We start from the raw sequence: 16116 nt of genomic DNA, 5'->3' as shown, positions 1-16116 counted from the left end.
CAAACTGCCGCAAAATGCGGCAGATTCGCAATTCAGCGAAGCGTTACAGTCGTCCCAGATCGTTGACCAGGGCTAATAACATCACCCCGACCACCAAACTGATACCGATCTGTATCCCCCAACCCTGCACCCGATCCGACAAGGGGCGACCACGCGCCCACTCGACCAGATAAAACAACAGATGCCCCCCATCCAATACTGGAATGGGCAACAAATTCAGAACCCCAAGGCTAATACTCAGATAAGCCAGGAAATTCAGGAAATCTACAACGCCCGACTGGGCAGAAGCGCCCGCCACTTTAGCAATGGTTATCGGTCCACTCAAGTTTTTTACCGAGAGCTCGCCGAACAACATTTTCTTGAGGGAATCGAGGGTCAGCACACTCATGGTCCAGGTGCGTCTCGCACCCTCGCCAATCGCCGCCAACGGCCCGAAGCTGACCTCTCGAACCATCGAAGGTGGCCAATCGACACCTTTAACGCCGGCCCCCAGGTAACCCCCGGCTGCCTTGGCTTCCCCACGAACCGCCAGGGTCACAGGGACGTCGATTTGAGCACCATCGCGCTCAACTTTCAGCACAATTTTGGTATCAGGGCGTACACGCACCAGGTCGACCACCTGCTGCCAGTCACCCAGCGCCTGGCCATCGAGGGCCAGCAGGCGATCGCCGGTTTTCAGACCCGCGGCCTGGGCTGGCCCCTTCGGATCCAGCTCTGCCAGCACCGGCGGCAAGGCCGGACGCCATGGGCGAATGCCCAGGGATTTGATCGGGTCAGGCTCATCGGAGCCTTTCAGCCAGTGATCCAGGGCCAGCTCGCGCGAGGTTTCGGTGGTGGAATCCTGATCGCGCACCACCAGTTTCACGATGCCGCTTTCACCCAGGCGACGCACCAACTGCAAATTGACGGCACCCCAGCCGGTGGTTGGCTCGCCATCAACTGCAACAATTTCTTGCCCGGCAGTCAGGCCGGCCTTCGCCGCCATGCTGTCGGCCTCGACGGCACCGATCACCGGACGCACCTGCTGGCTACCCAACATGGCCAGGACCCAGAAGAACACCATCGCCAACAGGAAATTTGCGATCGGGCCTGCCGCGACGATGGCGATGCGCTGACGAACGGTCTTGCGGTTGAAGGATTGATCCAACTGATCAGCCGGCACTTCGCCTTCGCGCTCGTCGAGCATCTTGACGTAGCCGCCCAATGGAATGGCCGCAATTACGAACTCGGTGCCACGACGGTCGTGCCAGCGCAGCAACGGCATGCCGAAGCCTACGGAAAAGCGCAGTACCTTGACGCCGCAACGACGCGCGACCCAGAAATGGCCGAACTCGTGGAAGGTAACCAGCACACCCAGAGCAACCAGGGTGCCGACAATCATGTAGAGCGCACTCATCTAATTTCTCCGCATTTCAATCCAGTGCCTGAAGGCTTGAACACACCCAGAGGCTAACGCGTATTGCGGCTCAACCACTGCTCGGTCAAGGCCCGGGCCTTTGCATCCGCTTCGAACACCGCGCCCAGATCATTCACCGGGACGACGGGCTCAAGGCTCAAAACGTCCTCGATGATACCCGCGATCTGCGGAAAGCGGATGCGCCGGTCCAGAAACGCCGCCACAGCCACTTCATTGGCCGCATTCAGCATAGCCGGGGCACTGTTACCCGCCTCCGCAGCTTGCCGCGCAAGACGCAGGCAAGGGAAGCGTTGCTCGTCGGGCGCTTCGAAGTCCAGACGGGCAATGGCAAACAGATCCAGCGGCGCAACACCCGAGTCAATCCGCTCAGGCCATGCCAGGGCATTGGCGATCGGCGTACGCATGTCCGGATTGCCCAGTTGGGCCAGTACCGAGCCATCCACATAGTCCACCAGGGAATGAATCACACTTTGCGGGTGGATCACCACCTCGACCTGGTCCGGCCGGGCATCGAACAACCAGCAGGCCTCAATCAGCTCCAGGCCCTTGTTCATCATGCTCGCTGAATCCACCGAGATCTTGCGCCCCATGGACCAGTTCGGGTGAGCGCACGCCTGATCGGGAGAAACATGCTCCAGATCGGCCAGCGGCGTCTGCCGGAACGGGCCACCGGAGGCTGTCAGCAGAATCCGGCGCACGCCGACCTGGCTCAACCCGCGGGCGAAATCACCCGGCATGCATTGGAAAATCGCGTTGTGCTCGCTGTCGAGCGGCAACAGCACGGCGCCGCTCTTGCGCACAGCCTGCATGAAGAGTGCCCCGGACATCACCAGGGCTTCTTTGTTGGCCAGCAGAATCTTCTTGCCCGCATCAACGGCCGCCAGGGTCGGGCGCAAGCCGGCAGCGCCGACAATCGCCGCAACCACGGTGTCGACCTCAGGGTCTGCCGAAACCTGGCACAACCCCTCCTCCCCCACCAATACCTGAGTCGCCAGGCCCGCAGCGCGCAAGTCATCCTGCAAACCACGTGCAACTGCCGCTTCGGGCACTACTGCGTATTGCGGCGCGTGCCGCACACACAGTGCCAGCAGTTCACTCAGGCGACTGAAACCGGTCAAGGCGAATACTTGATAACGCTCGGGATGACGGGCAATCACATCCAGGGTGCTTAGCCCCACCGAGCCGGTAGCGCCCAGCACGGTTACCTGTTGCAGGCGGCTCACGAGGCAGCCATCCACAGCAATACGGCAAAGATCGGGATCGCGGCAGTCAGGCTGTCGATACGGTCCAGCACGCCACCGTGACCCGGCAGCAGGTTACTGCTGTCCTTGATCCCGGCCTGGCGCTTGAACATGCTTTCGGTCAGGTCACCGACCACCGAGATGAACACCACCACGGCTGCGCCCACCAGGCCCAGTAGCATTTCCTTGACGGTCCAGCCACGCACCACACCGACCACCACGGTAATCACCAGGGTCAACGCCAGGCCGCCATACACGCCTTCCCAGCTTTTGCCCGGGCTGACCGCCGGCGCCAGCTTGCGCTTGCCGAAGGCACGCCCGGAGAAATAGGCGCCGATATCGGCACCCCACACCAGGACCATCACCGCCATGATCAGCCAGTTACCCAGTTGCATGTGCTTGATGTAGACCAGGCCTTGCCAGGCAGGCAACAGAATCAAAAGGCCAATCACCAGCTTGCAGGCGACACTGGACCAATGACTGCTGGTGCCCGGATAGGTCAGCACCAGATAGGTCGCCAACGCCCACCACAACACCGCCGCACCCAGCACCCAGGGCGCCACGTCCGGCAGGATGTACATCAGGAACATCAACAACGCCACGACAGCGGCATACACCACACGAGGCAACTGCGCGGCGAAACCCGCCAGGCGCGCCCATTCCCAGGCACCCAGGGTCACAACCAGGCCGATGAACAGCGCGAAGTTCGCACCTTCAAGCAGGAAAAACCCGCACAGGGCAATAGGCAGCAGGATCAGCGCCGTGATGATTCGTTGTTTAAGCATTAAACCCGGGCTCCAGCTTCGATCTGCTCGCTCGTTTTACCGAAGCGACGCTGACGGGAAGCGAAATCGGCCAGCGCATTGCGCATGGCATCGTGTTTGAAGTCCGGCCAGAACAGGTCGGAGAAGTACAGTTCGGTATAGGCCAACTGCCACAACAAGAAGTTGCTGATGCGATGGTCGCCACCGGTACGAATGCACAGGTCCGGCAACGGCAGGTCGCCGGTCACCAGGCAGGTTTGCAAGAGTTCGGGGGTAATGTCTTCCGGGCGCAGATGGCCGGCCTGCACTTCCCGCGCCAGACGCTGCGCGGCCTGGGCAATATCCCACTGGCCGCCGTAGTTGGCTGCGATCTGCAGCACAAAACGGTTGCTGCCGGCAGTGATCGCCTCGGCTTCGCGCATGGCCGCCTGCAGCTCCGGATGAAACCGCGAACGGTCACCGATGATACGCAGGCTGATGTTGTTCTCGTTCAGGCGCTTGGCCTCGCGGCGCAGGGCCTTGAAGAACAGGTCCATCAAGGCACTGACCTCCTCGGCCGGGCGCTGCCAGTTTTCACTGGAGAACGCGAACAAGGTCAATACTTCGACCTTGGCCTCGGCGCACACCTCAATCACGGCTCGTACAGCGTCGACACCCGCCTTATGCCCGGCAACGCCCGGCATAAAGCGCTTCTTCGCCCAGCGATTATTCCCGTCCATGATGATCGCGACATGGCGCGGCACCACGGAGGGCACAGTCTGCTTGGTCTTTTCCATGAAGGCGTCCTGACCCCTTATACGGCCATCAGGTCCTTTTCTTTATCTTCCGTGGCCTTGGTGATCTGGGCCTCGGCATCTTTAGTCAGCTTGTCGATATCAGCAACGGCACGGCGCTCTTCGTCTTCGCTGATTTCCTTGTCCTTGACCAGCTTCTTCAGGTCACCCAAGGCATCACGACGGATGTTGCGCACGGCAACACGTGCGTCTTCTGCTGCACTGCGCGCCTGCTTGGTGAAGCCCTTGCGGGTTTCTTCGGTCAGGGCAGGCATGGAGATCAGCAGCAATTCGCCCAGGTTGGTCGGATTGAGGTTCAAACCGGCGCTCTGGATGGCCTTGTCGACGGCGCCGAGCATGTTGCGCTCGAAAGCAACGACTTGCAGGGTGCGCGAATCTTTTACAGTGATGTTGGCCACTTGGGTGATCGAGGTATCAGTGCCGTAGTAAGGCACCATCACGCTGCCCAGGATGCTTGGGTGGGCCTTGCCGGTACGAATCTGGCCAAACGCATGGTTCAGGGATTCCAGGGACTTTTGCATGCGCTCTTGAGCGTCTTTTTTGATTTCGTTGATCATTGTTCGATTTCCTCGATCAGAGTCCCTTCCGCGCCGCCGTGTACGATGTTCAGCAGGGCGCCGGGCTTGTTCATGTTAAATACGCGCAGCGGCATCTTGTGGTCGCGGCACAAGCAAATTGCCGTCAGGTCCATCACGCCCAGCTTGCGATCCAGTACTTCATCATAAGTCAGATGATCGAACTTCTCGGCATGCGGGTCTTTGAATGGGTCTGCGGTGTAGACACCGTCAACCTTGGTGGCCTTGAGTACCACGTCCGCGTTGATCTCGATACCACGCAGGCAAGCTGCCGAATCGGTGGTAAAGAATGGGTTGCCGGTACCGGCCGCAAAAATCACGACTTCCTTGGCATCCAGGTGACGCATGGCCTTGCGACGATCATAGTGATCCGTTACGCCAACCATGGAAATAGCCGACATCACGATCGCGGTGATATTGGCGCGCTCCAGCGCATCACGCATGGCCAGGGCGTTCATCACAGTGGCCAGCATGCCCATGTGGTCGCCTGTCACCCGATCCATGCCGGCAGCGCTGAGTGCCGCGCCACGGAACAGGTTGCCGCCGCCGATCACCAGACCGACCTGGACACCGATACCGACCAGTTGGCCGACTTCCAGCGCCATGCGATCGAGTACTTTGGGATCGATCCCAAACTCTTCCGAGCCCATCAGGGCCTCGCCGCTAAGCTTGAGTAGAATGCGTTTATAGCGAGCCTGATGACCACTGCCCTGCTGAGCCATTGCGAATCTCTCCTGCGGCGTATTTTTTGAAAATTCTTGGCAAGCCGTTTACGGCCTGCGTTCACTCTAGCTTGACGCTGTCACAGCGCCATCGGAACACGGCTTTGTAAGCCAGTTCCAAAGGGAAACCAATAAAAATCGATCACCCCATTTGAAAAGAGGCTGCGCGCGTAAGCGGGCAGCCTCTTTTGGGCGACAGTTAAAAACTGTCTTACTTCTTGGTGGCAGCCAGCTGGGCAGCAACTTCTTCAGCGAAGTTGTCGACCGGCTTCTCGATGCCGTCGCCTACTTTGTAGTAGGTGAAGGAAACGATTTCAGCACCGGCTTTCTTGGCCAGTTCGCCAACCTTGATTTCAGGGTTCTTGACGAACGCCTGCTCAACCAGGGAAGCCTCAGCCAGGAACTTGCTGATACGGCCCTTGACCATGTTTTCAACGATGTTTTCAGGCTTGCCTTTGATTTTCTCTTCGTTCAGCTGCAGGAACACGGCTTTCTCGCGTTCGATGGCTTCAGCAGAAACTTCCGATGGCAGCAGGAATTCAGGGTTGCTGGCCGCTACGTGCATAGCGATGTCTTTGGCCAGTTCAACGTTGCCGCCTTTCAGGGCAACCACAACACCGATCTTGTTGCCGTGCAGGTAAGCACCCACAACGTCACCTTCAACGCGGGTCAGGCGACGAATGTTAACGTTCTCGCCCACTTTACCCACCAGAACCAGACGATCAGCTTCTTGAGCTTCGATCAGCGGAGCGGCGTCGGTCAGCTTGTCAGCGAATGCTTTTTCAACGCTGGCAGCGACGAAGTTCTTGAAGTCGTCTTGCAGGGCCAGGAAGTCGGTCTGCGAGTTAACTTCCAGGATAACGGCCGATTTGCCGTCTTCCTTGATTGCGATGGCGCCTTCAGCAGCGACGTTGCCTGCTTTCTTGGCAGCCTTGATGGCGCCCGAAGCACGCATGTCATCAATGGCTTTTTCGATGTCGCCGCCGGCCTTGGTCAAGGCCTTTTTGCAATCCATCATGCCTTCGCCGGTACGCTCACGCAGTTCTTTAACCAACGCTGCAGTAATCTCTGCCATTTTCAAAATCCTCTTGGATAGGTTTTCAACCATTCCACCCGATTGAACGGGCGATCAATTCTTCCCGAACCACCCTTGTAGGCCGCTGCACGTTACAAATGTTGTAGCTGCGCTGCCGACAAATGGTTTTCGAGGTGGCAAAAAGGGGGCCAAGCCCCCTTTTTGCTTACTGAGTCAACGCCAAGGCGTCAGTTACTCAGCTGCAGCTACCGGAGCTTCTTCAACGAACTGCTCGGTACCGCCAGCAACGTGGTTGCGACCACGGATTACAGCGTCAGCCATCGAACCCATGTACAGCTGGATAGCGCGGATTGCGTCATCGTTGCCTGGGATGATGTAGTCAACGCCTTCCGGGCTGCTGTTGGTATCGACTACGCCGATAACCGGGATGCCCAGCTTGTTGGCTTCGGTGATCGCGATGCGCTCGTGATCAACGTCGATAACGAACAGTGCGTCAGGCAGACCGCCCATGTCCTTGATACCACCCAGGGAACGATCGAGCTTTTCCAGGTCGCGAGTGCGCATCAGCGCCTCTTTCTTGGTCAGCTTGGCGAAAGTACCGTCTTCGGCTTGCACTTCAAGGTCACGCAGACGCTTGATGGAAGCACGGATGGTTTTGAAGTTGGTCAGCATGCCGCCCAACCAGCGGTGATCGACGTACGGCGAACCGCAACGTGCTGCTTCTTCAGCAACGATCTTGCCAGCGGAACGCTTGGTGCCGACGAACAGAATCTTGTTTTTGCCCTGGGCCAGGCGCTCTACGAAAGTCAGAGCTTCGTTGAACATTGGCAGGGTTTTTTCAAGGTTGATGATGTGGATCTTGTTACGCGCGCCGAAAATGTATTTACCCATTTTCGGGTTCCAGTAACGGGTCTGGTGACCGAAGTGCACACCGGCCTTCAGCATATCGCGCATGTTGACTTGGGACATGATAGTTCCTTAATAAGTCGGGTTTGGCCTCCACGTATCCCAATGACCAACCAGCGGCATTCGCCTCCGGCACCCAGGTCATCGTGTCGACACGTGTGTGGATTTAAGCTTTGCGGGGTATCCCCGGAAAGCGGCGCATTTTATACCACAGAGCTTGCAAAAACGAAACCCGCAATCACATTTGCCGTCAGTCGCTTTTGCCTAAGCCTTTGAATAGAGCCAGAATGCCCCCATCCTTATAGACAGAAGCGATCGCCAGACGCTCATGGTTTCACCCTTGCGTCTGCTAGAATCGCGTTTTTTGGGCTTGTGCGAATTCTGCAACCTTTTGTCGCACACCCGTAAACCGTATTGATTTCAGCGCGTCGCGCTAGAGAGAGCCTGTATGACCGTAACCCTCAAAACCGCCGAAGATATCGCTGGCATGCGTGTTGCCGGCAAACTGGCTGCCGACGTCCTGGAAATGATTGCCGAACACGTCAAGCCCGGCGTCACCACCGAAGCGCTGGACCGCATTTGCCACGACTATATCGTCGACGTGCAAAAGGCCATCCCTGCGCCGCTGAACTACAAGGGTTTCCCCAAGTCGATCTGCACCTCGATCAACCACGTGGTGTGCCACGGGATTCCCGGCGACAAGCCGCTGAAGGACGGCGACACCCTGAACATCGACGTCACCGTCATCAAGGACGGCTACCACGGCGACACCAGCCGCATGTTCCACGTCGGCACCGTGCCGGTCTGGGCCGAGCGCCTGTCGCAAGTCACCCAGGAATGCATGTACAAGGCCATTGAGATCGTCAAGCCTGGCTGCCGCCTGGGTGACATCGGTGAAATCATCCAGAAGCACGCTGAAAAGAACGGCTTCTCGGTGGTGCGCGAGTTCTGCGGCCACGGCATCGGCAAGGTGTTCCACGAAGAGCCACAGATCCTGCACTACGGCCGCGCCGGCACCGGCATGGAACTCAAGGCAGGCATGACCTTCACCATCGAGCCGATGATCAACCAGGGCAAGGCCGACACCAAGGTGCTGGGCGACGGCTGGACCGCCATCACCAAGGACCGCAAGCTCTCGGCGCAGTGGGAACACACCCTGCTGGTGACCGACACCGGCTACGAGATCTTCACCCTGCGTGCTGACGACACGATTCCCCGCGTTTCGGCGTAATGTTTGCACCGGTTTTCTAATAGCGACGCTGTGACCCATAGATAGAAAGGAAAACCGATCGATGCCCCAGGTGGATCCCGAACTCTTCGACCGTGGCCAGTTCCAGGCGGAACTGGCACTGAAGGCCAGCCCCATCGCCGCCTTCAAGAAGGCCATTCGTCAGGCCCGCGAGGTGCTCGACGGGCGCTTTCGTACCGGCCGCGATATCCGCCGGCTGATCGAGGACCGCGCCTGGTTCGTCGACAACATCCTGCAAAAGGCCTGGGAACAGTTCAGCTGGAGTGAAGACGCCGATATCGCCCTGGTGGCGGTCGGCGGCTACGGCCGTGGCGAACTGCACCCCTACTCCGACATCGACCTGCTGATCTTGCTGGACAGCGCCGATCACGAGATCTTTCGCGACTCCATCGAGCGTTTTCTGACGCTGTTGTGGGACATCGGCCTGGAAGTCGGCCAAAGCGTACGCTCGGTGGACGAGTGTGCCCAGGAAGCCCGCGCCGACCTGACGGTGATCACCAACCTGATGGAAAGCCGCACCATCGCCGGCCCCGAGCGCCTGCGCCAGCGCATGCTGGAAGTCACCAGCACCGCGCACATGTGGCCGAGCAAGGACTTCTTCCTGGCCAAGCGTGCCGAGCAGAAAGCCCGGCACCACAAGTACAACGACACCGAATACAACTTGGAACCCAACGTCAAAGGCTCCCCGGGCGGGCTGCGGGACATCCAGACGATTTTGTGGGTCGCCCGTCGCCAGTACGGCACCCTGAACCTGCGCGCCCTGGCCGGGGAAGGCTTCCTGGTGGAGAGCGAAAACGCCCTGCTGGCCTCCTCCCAGGAATTCCTCTGGAAAGTGCGCTACGCGCTGCACATGCTGGCCGGGCGCTCCGAAGACCGCCTGCTGTTCGACCACCAGCGCTCCATCGCCACCCTGCTGGGGTTTGAAGGCGAAGACGCGAAGACCAGCATCGAAAGTTTCATGCAGCAGTACTACCGCGTGGTGATGAGCATTGCCCAGCTCAGCGACCTGATCATCCAGCACTTCGAAGAAGTGATCCTGGCCCCGGAAGACGAAGCACCGCCGCAGCCGATCAACGCGCGCTTCCAGCTCCACGATGGCTATATCGAGGCACGCAACGACAACGTATTCAAACGCACGCCGTTCGCCATGCTGGAAATCTTCGTGTTGATGGCCCAGCAGCCGGAAATCAAGGGCGTACGCGCCGACACCATTCGCCTGCTGCGGGAAAACCGTCACCTGATCGACGACGACTTCCGTCACGACATCCGCAATACCAGCCTGTTTATCGAGCTGTTCAAGTGCAAGATCGGCATCCACCGCAACCTGCGTCGCATGAACCGCTACGGGATCCTGGGGCGCTACCTGCCGGAGTTCGGTTTTATCGTCGGGCAGATGCAGCACGACCTGTTCCACATCTACACGGTGGACGCCCACACCCTGAACCTGATCAAGCACCTGCGTAAGTTGCAGTACACCCAGGTATCAGAGAAATTCCCGCTGGCCAGCAAGCTCATGGCGCGTCTGCCCAAGCCGGAATTGATCTACCTCGCCGGCCTGTACCACGACATCGGCAAGGGCCGGCACGGTGATCACTCGGAAATAGGCGCAGTGGACGCCGAAGCGTTCTGCCAGCGTCACCAGTTGCCGCTGTGGGACAGCCGCCTGATTGTGTGGCTGGTGCAGAACCACCTGGTGATGTCCACCACCGCCCAGCGCAAGGACTTGTCCGACCCGCAGGTGATCCACGATTTTGCCCAGGCCGTCGGCGATGAAACCCGCCTCGACTACCTGTACGTGCTCACCGTGTCCGACATCAACGCCACCAACCCGACGCTGTGGAACTCCTGGCGCGCCAGCCTGTTGCGCCAGCTCTACACCGAGACCAAGCGCGCGCTGCGTCGCGGCCTGGAGAACCCGGTGGACCGCGAAGAACAGATCCGCCGCACCCAAAGCGCGGCCCTGGATATTCTGGTGCGTGGCGGCAATGACCCGGACGACGTCGAGCAACTCTGGTCGCAACTGGGAGACGACTACTTCCTGCGCCACACCGCCGGCGACGTGGCCTGGCACAGCGACGCGATCCTGCAGCAGCCGGCCGATGGCGGCCCACTGGTGCTGATCAAGGAAACCACCCAGCGCGAGTTCGAGGGTGGCACCCAGATCTTCATCTACGCGCCCGACCAGCACGACTTCTTCGCCGTGACCGTGGCGGCGATGGACCAGCTCAACCTGAACATTCACGACGCCCGGGTCATCACCTCCAGCAGCCAGTTCACCCTCGACACCTACATCGTGCTCGACACAGAAGGCGAGTCCATCGGCGACAACCCGGAGCGGGTGAAAAAGATCCGCAAAGGCCTGACCGACGCGCTGCGCAATCCTGACGACTACCCGACCATCATCCAGCGTCGGGTGCCGCGCCAGCTCAAGCACTTTGCTTTTGCCCCCGAGGTGACCATCCACAACGACGCCCAGCGCCCGGTGACGGTGCTGGAACTCAGCGCGCCGGACCGCCCGGGCCTGCTGGCACGGATCGGCACGATATTCCTGGAGTTCGACCTGTCGTTGCAGAACGCCAAGATTGCGACCCTGGGCGAGCGGGTGGAAGACGTGTTCTTCATTACCGATGCCGACAACCAGCCGCTTTCCGACCCTGAACTGTGCCGACGCTTGCAGGAAGCCATCGTCCAGCAGTTGAGCGTCAATCAGGAGACCGGCGTCGAGATGTCACGCTTGAGCATCTGACCGACCGCCCATTTTCAGCTTCCAATGAATTGAACGAGATTTATCGATGAACAACGCCCTGAACCAGCTGCAGCCCTACCCGTTCGAGAAATTGCGCGTCCTGCTGGGCAGCGTCACGCCGAACCCGGACAAACGCCCCATCGCCCTGTCCATCGGTGAGCCGAAGCACAAATCCCCGCAGTTTGTCGCCGAGGCGCTGGCCAACAACCTGGACCAGATGGCGGTGTACCCCACCACCCTGGGCATTCCCGCCCTGCGCGAAGCCATTGGCGCCTGGTGTGAACGCCGTTTCAGCGTGCCCACGGGCTGGCTGGACCCGGCGCGCAACATCCTGCCGGTGAACGGCACCCGTGAAGCGCTGTTCGCCTTCACCCAGACCGTGGTCAACCGTGGCGACGACGCGCTGGTGGTCAGCCCGAACCCGTTCTACCAGATCTACGAAGGGGCTGCGTTCCTCGCCGGGGCCAAGCCGCATTACCTGCCGTGCCTGGATGAAAACGGCTTCAACCCGGATTTCGACGCCGTATCGCCGGACATCTGGAAACGCTGCCAGATCCTGTTCCTGTGCTCGCCAGGCAACCCCACCGGTGCACTGATTCCCGTCGACACCCTGAAAAAGCTGATCGCCCTGGCTGACGAATACGACTTCGTGATCGCCGCCGACGAGTGCTACAGCGAGCTGTACTTCGACGAACAAACCCCGCCGCCAGGCCTGCTCAGCGCTTGCGTGGAACTGGGCCGCCAGGACTTCAAGCGTTGCGTGGTGTTCCACAGCCTGTCCAAGCGCTCCAACCTGCCGGGCCTGCGCTCGGGCTTTGTGGCCGGCGATGCCGAAATCCTCAAGGGCTTCCTGCTGTACCGCACCTACCACGGTTGCGCGATGCCGGTGCAAACCCAACTGGCGAGCATTGCTGCCTGGCAGGACGAAGCCCACGTGCAGGCCAACCGTGACCTGTACCGGGAGAAGTTCGATGCGGTGCTGGCGATCCTGAAGCCGGTGCTGGACGTGCAAAACCCGGACGGCGGCTTCTACCTGTGGCCGAATGTGAAGGGCGACGATGCGGCGTTCTGCCGGGACTTGTTCGTGGAAGAACACGTGACCGTGGTACCGGGCTCGTACCTGTCGCGGGAAGTGGACGGGGTCAACCCGGGCGCCGGGCGTGTACGCCTGGCGCTGGTCGCGCCGCTGGCGGAGTGCGTGGAAGCGGCGACGCGGATTCGCGACTTTATTACCCGCAATAAATAACTGCGCTGAATGTGGCGAGGGAGCTTGCTCCCGCTGGAGTGCGCAGCGCTCCCGCTTTTTTGGGGCCGCTACGCAGCCCAGCGGGAGCAAGCTCCCTCGCCACAAGTAAGCACCGCAGTGTTATTTGATATGACCCAGATTCGCCTCGCTCATATCCAGATCCGCCAACACCTCCCGTAGCACATCATCACCAATCTGATGGTGACGGCTCAGGCTATACAGTTCCAGACGCTGCGCCCGCAGGGCCTTGAGCCGCAACTTGCGCTCCAGTTGATCCATCTGCAACGCCAGCGCCTGGGCTTCGGCCGAATCGTTGAACACTTCCAGTTGATGACGATACTCCGACATCAACCGCGCCTTGAGCTCGGTGGCCAAGGCTGCCTGGGCGGCATCCTGGGGTGCAGCTTCAGCGGGTTCTTCGGCTTCCAGGGCATGGATAGCAGCCACGGCGGTCTTCTTCCAGGCCTCGCGCACTTCATTGTGGCGTTTCTCATCCGGGCTCTTCTCGATGCCGCGCAACAGCAGCGGCAAAGCGATGCAGGCCGCGACGAGCGAAAGCAGGATCACACCGGCGGCGATGAAGATCAGCAGGTCGCGCTCGGGAAAATCCTGCCCCGGCGCAAGCAGTAACGGTACCGACATCACACCCGCCAGGGTCACGGCACCGCGTACGCCACCGACGGTCAGCAACCAGCAGGACCGCGCGGTGGGCACCAGCGTCAGCTCACTTTTCCCACGAATCCGGCGCAATAAACCCGACAGTCGCCAGATGCTTTGCACCCAGATAAACCGCAACACCACCAGCACCAGGAAAATCGCGATCACGTCCAGGCAGCGATACAACAAGGTCGGCCACAGCGTCGGCTCATGGCTGACCACCGCCTTGATGATGTCAGGCAGTTGCAGGCCCAGCAGCAGGAAGATCAAGCCGTTGAACGCAAACTCCAGCAGCGACCAGACGCTGCGGTTGAGCAACCGGGTGCTGGTCTGGCGCGGCAGCAGGTCGAGCCAGCTTTGCATCATGCCCGCAGCCACCGCCGACAGGATGCCCGAGGCGCCAAGGCGTTCCGCCAGCACGTAGGCGGCGAATGGCAGCAACAACATGAACACCACGTGCGTCGCCGGGTCGTCCCAGCCCCGGGCGATCATCCAGGCACGCAGGCGGCCCACCAGCCAGCTCAACGCCACACCGACCGCCAGGCCACCCACGGCCACCAGCACAAAGGTGAGGCTCGCATCCGCCAGCGAGAACACGCCGGTCAGCGCCGCCGCCAGGGCGAACTTGAAGGTCACCAGGCCCGAGGCATCATTCATCAACGCCTCGCCCTGGAGCATGTGCATCAGTGGCGTCGGCAACCGATTCTGGGAAATGGCTGACACCGCCACGGCATCCGTCGGCGATAACACGGCCGCGAGGGCGAAGGCCACCGGCAGGGGAATACTCGGCAACAACCAGTGAATGAAGTAACCGGCACCCACCACCGTAAACAGCACCAACCCCACCGCCAGCGTCAGGATCGGCCCGCGCAGGCGCCACAATTCACGCTTGGGCATGCGCCAGCCATCAGAGAACAGCAGCGGCGGCAGAAACAGGAAAAGAAACAACTCAGGGTCCAGGGCGACATGCAGCCCCAGGGTCGGCCAGGCCAGCAACGCACCGGCGGCGATCTGCACCAGTGGCAACGGCAGTGGGATGATACGCCCGACAAGGCGCGAAACGCTGACCAGCATCAGCAGGATAAGTACGGTGTAGGCGGTTTGCATAACGCGGGATTCCCAGACAATCAACTTGCAACAACACACATCAGGCAACAACTCGCCGTTGAAGTGCCATATTAGCCGCCTATGCTGCGCGATGGCCTTTGCACAAAAGTCGCACACGAGCAAAACGTAAGTGTGACGAGCGGCGCCGAAAGCCGCTGGCCATGGCATAATCCGTGACCTTTAATCTGCGTGAGCCCAAAGGGGGGCAATTCCTTGACCGCTTCAAGCAAAACGTTGCACCTTTTCGGCATCAAAGCCTGCGACACCATGAAAAAGGCGCGCACCTGGCTCGATGAGCACGCTATCCAGTATGAGTTTCATGACTACAAGACGGCCGGTATCGACCGCGAACACTTGACCCAATGGTGCAATGAGCACGGTTGGCAGGTGGTTTTGAACCGTGCGGGCACCACCTTTCGCAAACTCGAAGACGAACGCAAAGCCGATCTCGACCAAGCGAAAGCCATTGAATTGATGCTCGCGCAACCCTCGATGATCAAGCGCCCGGTGCTTGATCTCGGTGACAAAACCCTGATTGGCTTCAAGCCAGATAGCTATTCGGCGGCCCTCAAGTAGGCCAGCCCACTCCATTTTTGTAGAGGTAACAGCATGTCCAATTCCCTGTTCAGCCTGGGCTTCGGCGTCGGCACTCAGAACCGCCAAGGTGCTTGGCTGGAAGTGTTTTACGCACAACCGCTGCTCAATCCATCGGCTGAAATCATCGCGGCCATCGCGCCGATCCTCGGTTACACCGAAGGCAACCAGGCGATCACTTTCACCGTCACCCAGGCCCTGCAACTGGCTGACGCGCTCAAGGGCGTCGACGCTGCCCAAGCCGCCCTGTTGAGCCGCCTGGCTGAAAGCCACACGCCGCTGGTCGCCACCCTGCTGGCCGAAGACGCCGCACTGACCTCCACGCCTGAGGCCTACCTCAAGCTGCACCTGCTGTCCCATCGCCTGGTCAAGCCTCACGGCCTGAGCCTGGCCGGTGTGTTCCCGCAGTTGCCGAACGTGGCCTGGACCAGCCAGGGCGCAATCGACATCAATGAGCTGGCCGAGCGTCAACTGGAAGCGCGCCTGCGTGGCGACCTGCTGGAAGTGTTCTCGGTGGACAAGTTCCCGAAGATGACCGACTACGTGGTGCCGAGCGGCGTGCGTATCGCTGATGCCGCGCGCATCCGCCTGGGCGCCTACGTAGGCGAAGGCACCACCGTGATGCACGAAGGTTTCGTCAACTTCAACGCCGGTACCGAAGGCCCGGGCATGATCGAAGGCCGCGTGTCGGCTGGCGTGTTCGTCGGCAAGGGTTCGGACCTGGGCGGCGGTTGCTCCACCATGGGCACCCTGTCGGGTGGCGGCAACATCGTGATCAAGGTCGGCGAAGGCTGCCTGATCGGCGCCAACGCCGGTATCGGTATCCCGTTGGGCGACCGCAACACCGTGGAGTCGGGCCTGTACGTGACCGCCGGCACCAAGGTTGCGCTGCTGGACGAGCAGAACCAGCTGGTCAAGGTGGTCAAGGCCCGCGAGCTGGCCGGCCAACCGGACCTGCTGTTCCGCCGCAACTCCGAGACCGGTGCCGTGGAGTGCAAAACCCACAAATCGGCCATCGAACTGAACGCAGCGCTGCACGCTCACAACTAAGCAGCGACTCGA

14 protein-coding genes are annotated in these 16116 nt (G+C 60.3%); 5 read left to right on the top strand and 9 right to left on the bottom strand.

What is annotated here, in order from left to right; all coding sequences use genetic code 11:
- Nucleotides 1–43: 43 nt before the first annotated feature.
- From rseP to rpsB, 8 genes are all read right to left on the bottom strand, one after another.
- Nucleotides 44–1396 carry a sigma E protease regulator RseP gene (rseP, locus tag HX815_RS30115; protein ID WP_177008894.1) on the bottom strand — a complete coding sequence of 451 codons (1353 nt, stop codon included), beginning with the start codon at nt 1394–1396 and terminating at the stop codon, nt 44–46.
- A gap of 53 nt (nt 1397–1449) precedes the next feature.
- Nucleotides 1450–2640: a 1-deoxy-D-xylulose-5-phosphate reductoisomerase gene (ispC, locus tag HX815_RS30110; RefSeq protein ID WP_087694925.1), complete on the bottom strand. Its 1191-nt coding sequence runs from the start codon at nt 2638–2640 to the stop codon at nt 1450–1452.
- Entirely contained in the window at nt 2637–3443 is an 807-nt protein-coding gene (locus HX815_RS30105) for a phosphatidate cytidylyltransferase (RefSeq protein ID WP_008432232.1), read from the bottom strand. Before HX815_RS30105 ends, ispC begins: the two co-directional genes overlap by 4 nt.
- Nucleotides 3443–4198 carry a polyprenyl diphosphate synthase gene (gene uppS, locus HX815_RS30100; RefSeq protein WP_003219323.1) on the bottom strand — a complete coding sequence of 252 codons (756 nt, stop codon included), beginning with the start codon at nt 4196–4198 and terminating at the stop codon, nt 3443–3445. Before uppS ends, HX815_RS30105 begins: the two co-directional genes overlap by 1 nt.
- 17 nt (nt 4199–4215) lie before the next feature.
- Nucleotides 4216–4773: a ribosome recycling factor gene (gene frr / locus HX815_RS30095; protein WP_177029421.1), complete on the bottom strand. Its 558-nt coding sequence runs from the start codon at nt 4771–4773 to the stop codon at nt 4216–4218.
- Nucleotides 4770–5513: a UMP kinase gene (gene pyrH / locus HX815_RS30090; RefSeq protein WP_003219327.1), complete on the bottom strand. Its 744-nt coding sequence runs from the start codon at nt 5511–5513 to the stop codon at nt 4770–4772. The genes frr and pyrH overlap by 4 nt, the downstream gene beginning before the upstream one ends.
- A gap of 211 nt (nt 5514–5724) precedes the next feature.
- On the bottom strand, nt 5725–6588 hold the full coding sequence (tsf, locus tag HX815_RS30085) for a translation elongation factor Ts (RefSeq protein ID WP_008432237.1): 864 nt from the start codon (nt 6586–6588) through the stop codon (nt 5725–5727).
- A gap of 192 nt (nt 6589–6780) precedes the next feature.
- A complete protein-coding gene (rpsB, locus tag HX815_RS30080; RefSeq protein ID WP_003219330.1) occupies nt 6781–7518 on the bottom strand; it encodes a 30S ribosomal protein S2 in 738 nt (245 codons plus the stop codon).
- A 385-nt stretch (nt 7519–7903) separates the two neighbouring features.
- Here rpsB and map point away from each other — a divergent pair, with 385 nt between their 5' ends.
- From map to dapC, 3 genes are all read left to right on the top strand, one after another.
- Nucleotides 7904–8686 carry a type I methionyl aminopeptidase gene (gene map, locus HX815_RS30075; RefSeq protein WP_003219332.1) on the top strand — a complete coding sequence of 261 codons (783 nt, stop codon included), beginning with the start codon at nt 7904–7906 and terminating at the stop codon, nt 8684–8686.
- A 61-nt stretch (nt 8687–8747) separates the two neighbouring features.
- Nucleotides 8748–11450 (top strand): [protein-PII] uridylyltransferase, encoded by a 2703-nt coding sequence (locus tag HX815_RS30070; RefSeq protein WP_003219334.1) that lies wholly within the window; start codon nt 8748–8750, stop codon nt 11448–11450.
- A 46-nt stretch (nt 11451–11496) separates the two neighbouring features.
- Nucleotides 11497–12696 carry a succinyldiaminopimelate transaminase gene (gene dapC, locus HX815_RS30065; protein ID WP_177029420.1) on the top strand — a complete coding sequence of 400 codons (1200 nt, stop codon included), beginning with the start codon at nt 11497–11499 and terminating at the stop codon, nt 12694–12696.
- Nucleotides 12697–12816: 120 nt separating this feature from the next.
- Here dapC and HX815_RS30060 read toward each other — a convergent pair whose 3' ends face one another.
- Nucleotides 12817–14460, bottom strand: a complete 1644-nt coding sequence (locus tag HX815_RS30060; protein WP_177022982.1) for a Na+/H+ antiporter — start codon at nt 14458–14460, stop codon at nt 12817–12819.
- 213 nt (nt 14461–14673) lie between these two features.
- Here HX815_RS30060 and HX815_RS30055 point away from each other — a divergent pair, with 213 nt between their 5' ends.
- Nucleotides 14674–15036, top strand: coding sequence for an ArsC family reductase (locus HX815_RS30055; protein WP_003219341.1), 363 nt, complete (start codon nt 14674–14676; stop codon nt 15034–15036).
- A 33-nt stretch (nt 15037–15069) separates the two neighbouring features.
- Nucleotides 15070–16104, top strand: coding sequence for a 2,3,4,5-tetrahydropyridine-2,6-dicarboxylate N-succinyltransferase (gene dapD, locus HX815_RS30050; protein WP_003219342.1), 1035 nt, complete (start codon nt 15070–15072; stop codon nt 16102–16104).
- The last annotated feature ends 12 nt before the right edge of the window (nt 16105–16116 follow it).

It is taken from the genome of Pseudomonas sp. E6002, assembly GCF_013385565.1.
GTDB lineage: Bacteria > Pseudomonadota > Gammaproteobacteria > Pseudomonadales > Pseudomonadaceae > Aquipseudomonas.
Note: the sequence above shows the minus strand (reverse complement) of the source record. Positions and strands in the feature narration are given on the sequence as shown.

Bases quoted from the DNA above. Each gene is read 5' to 3' on its own strand.
- HX815_RS30060 (WP_177022982.1), bottom strand. From the start codon at position 14,460: ATGCAAACCGCCTACACCGTACTTATCCTGCTGATGCTGGTCAGCGTT.
- rseP (WP_177008894.1), bottom strand. From the start codon at position 1,396: ATGAGTGCGCTCTACATGATTGTCGGCACCCTGGTTGCTCTGGGTGTG.
- rpsB (WP_003219330.1), bottom strand. From the start codon at position 7,518: ATGTCCCAAGTCAACATGCGCGATATGCTGAAGGCCGGTGTGCACTTC.
- dapC (WP_177029420.1), top strand. From the start codon at position 11,497: ATGAACAACGCCCTGAACCAGCTGCAGCCCTACCCGTTCGAGAAATTG.
- map (WP_003219332.1), top strand. From the start codon at position 7,904: ATGACCGTAACCCTCAAAACCGCCGAAGATATCGCTGGCATGCGTGTT.
- uppS (WP_003219323.1), bottom strand. From the start codon at position 4,198: ATGGAAAAGACCAAGCAGACTGTGCCCTCCGTGGTGCCGCGCCATGTC.
- HX815_RS30070 (WP_003219334.1), top strand. From the start codon at position 8,748: ATGCCCCAGGTGGATCCCGAACTCTTCGACCGTGGCCAGTTCCAGGCG.
- tsf (WP_008432237.1), bottom strand. From the start codon at position 6,588: ATGGCAGAGATTACTGCAGCGTTGGTTAAAGAACTGCGTGAGCGTACC.
- dapD (WP_003219342.1), top strand. From the start codon at position 15,070: ATGTCCAATTCCCTGTTCAGCCTGGGCTTCGGCGTCGGCACTCAGAAC.
- frr (WP_177029421.1), bottom strand. From the start codon at position 4,773: ATGATCAACGAAATCAAAAAAGACGCTCAAGAGCGCATGCAAAAGTCC.
- HX815_RS30105 (WP_008432232.1), bottom strand. From the start codon at position 3,443: ATGCTTAAACAACGAATCATCACGGCGCTGATCCTGCTGCCTATTGCC.
- pyrH (WP_003219327.1), bottom strand. From the start codon at position 5,513: ATGGCTCAGCAGGGCAGTGGTCATCAGGCTCGCTATAAACGCATTCTA.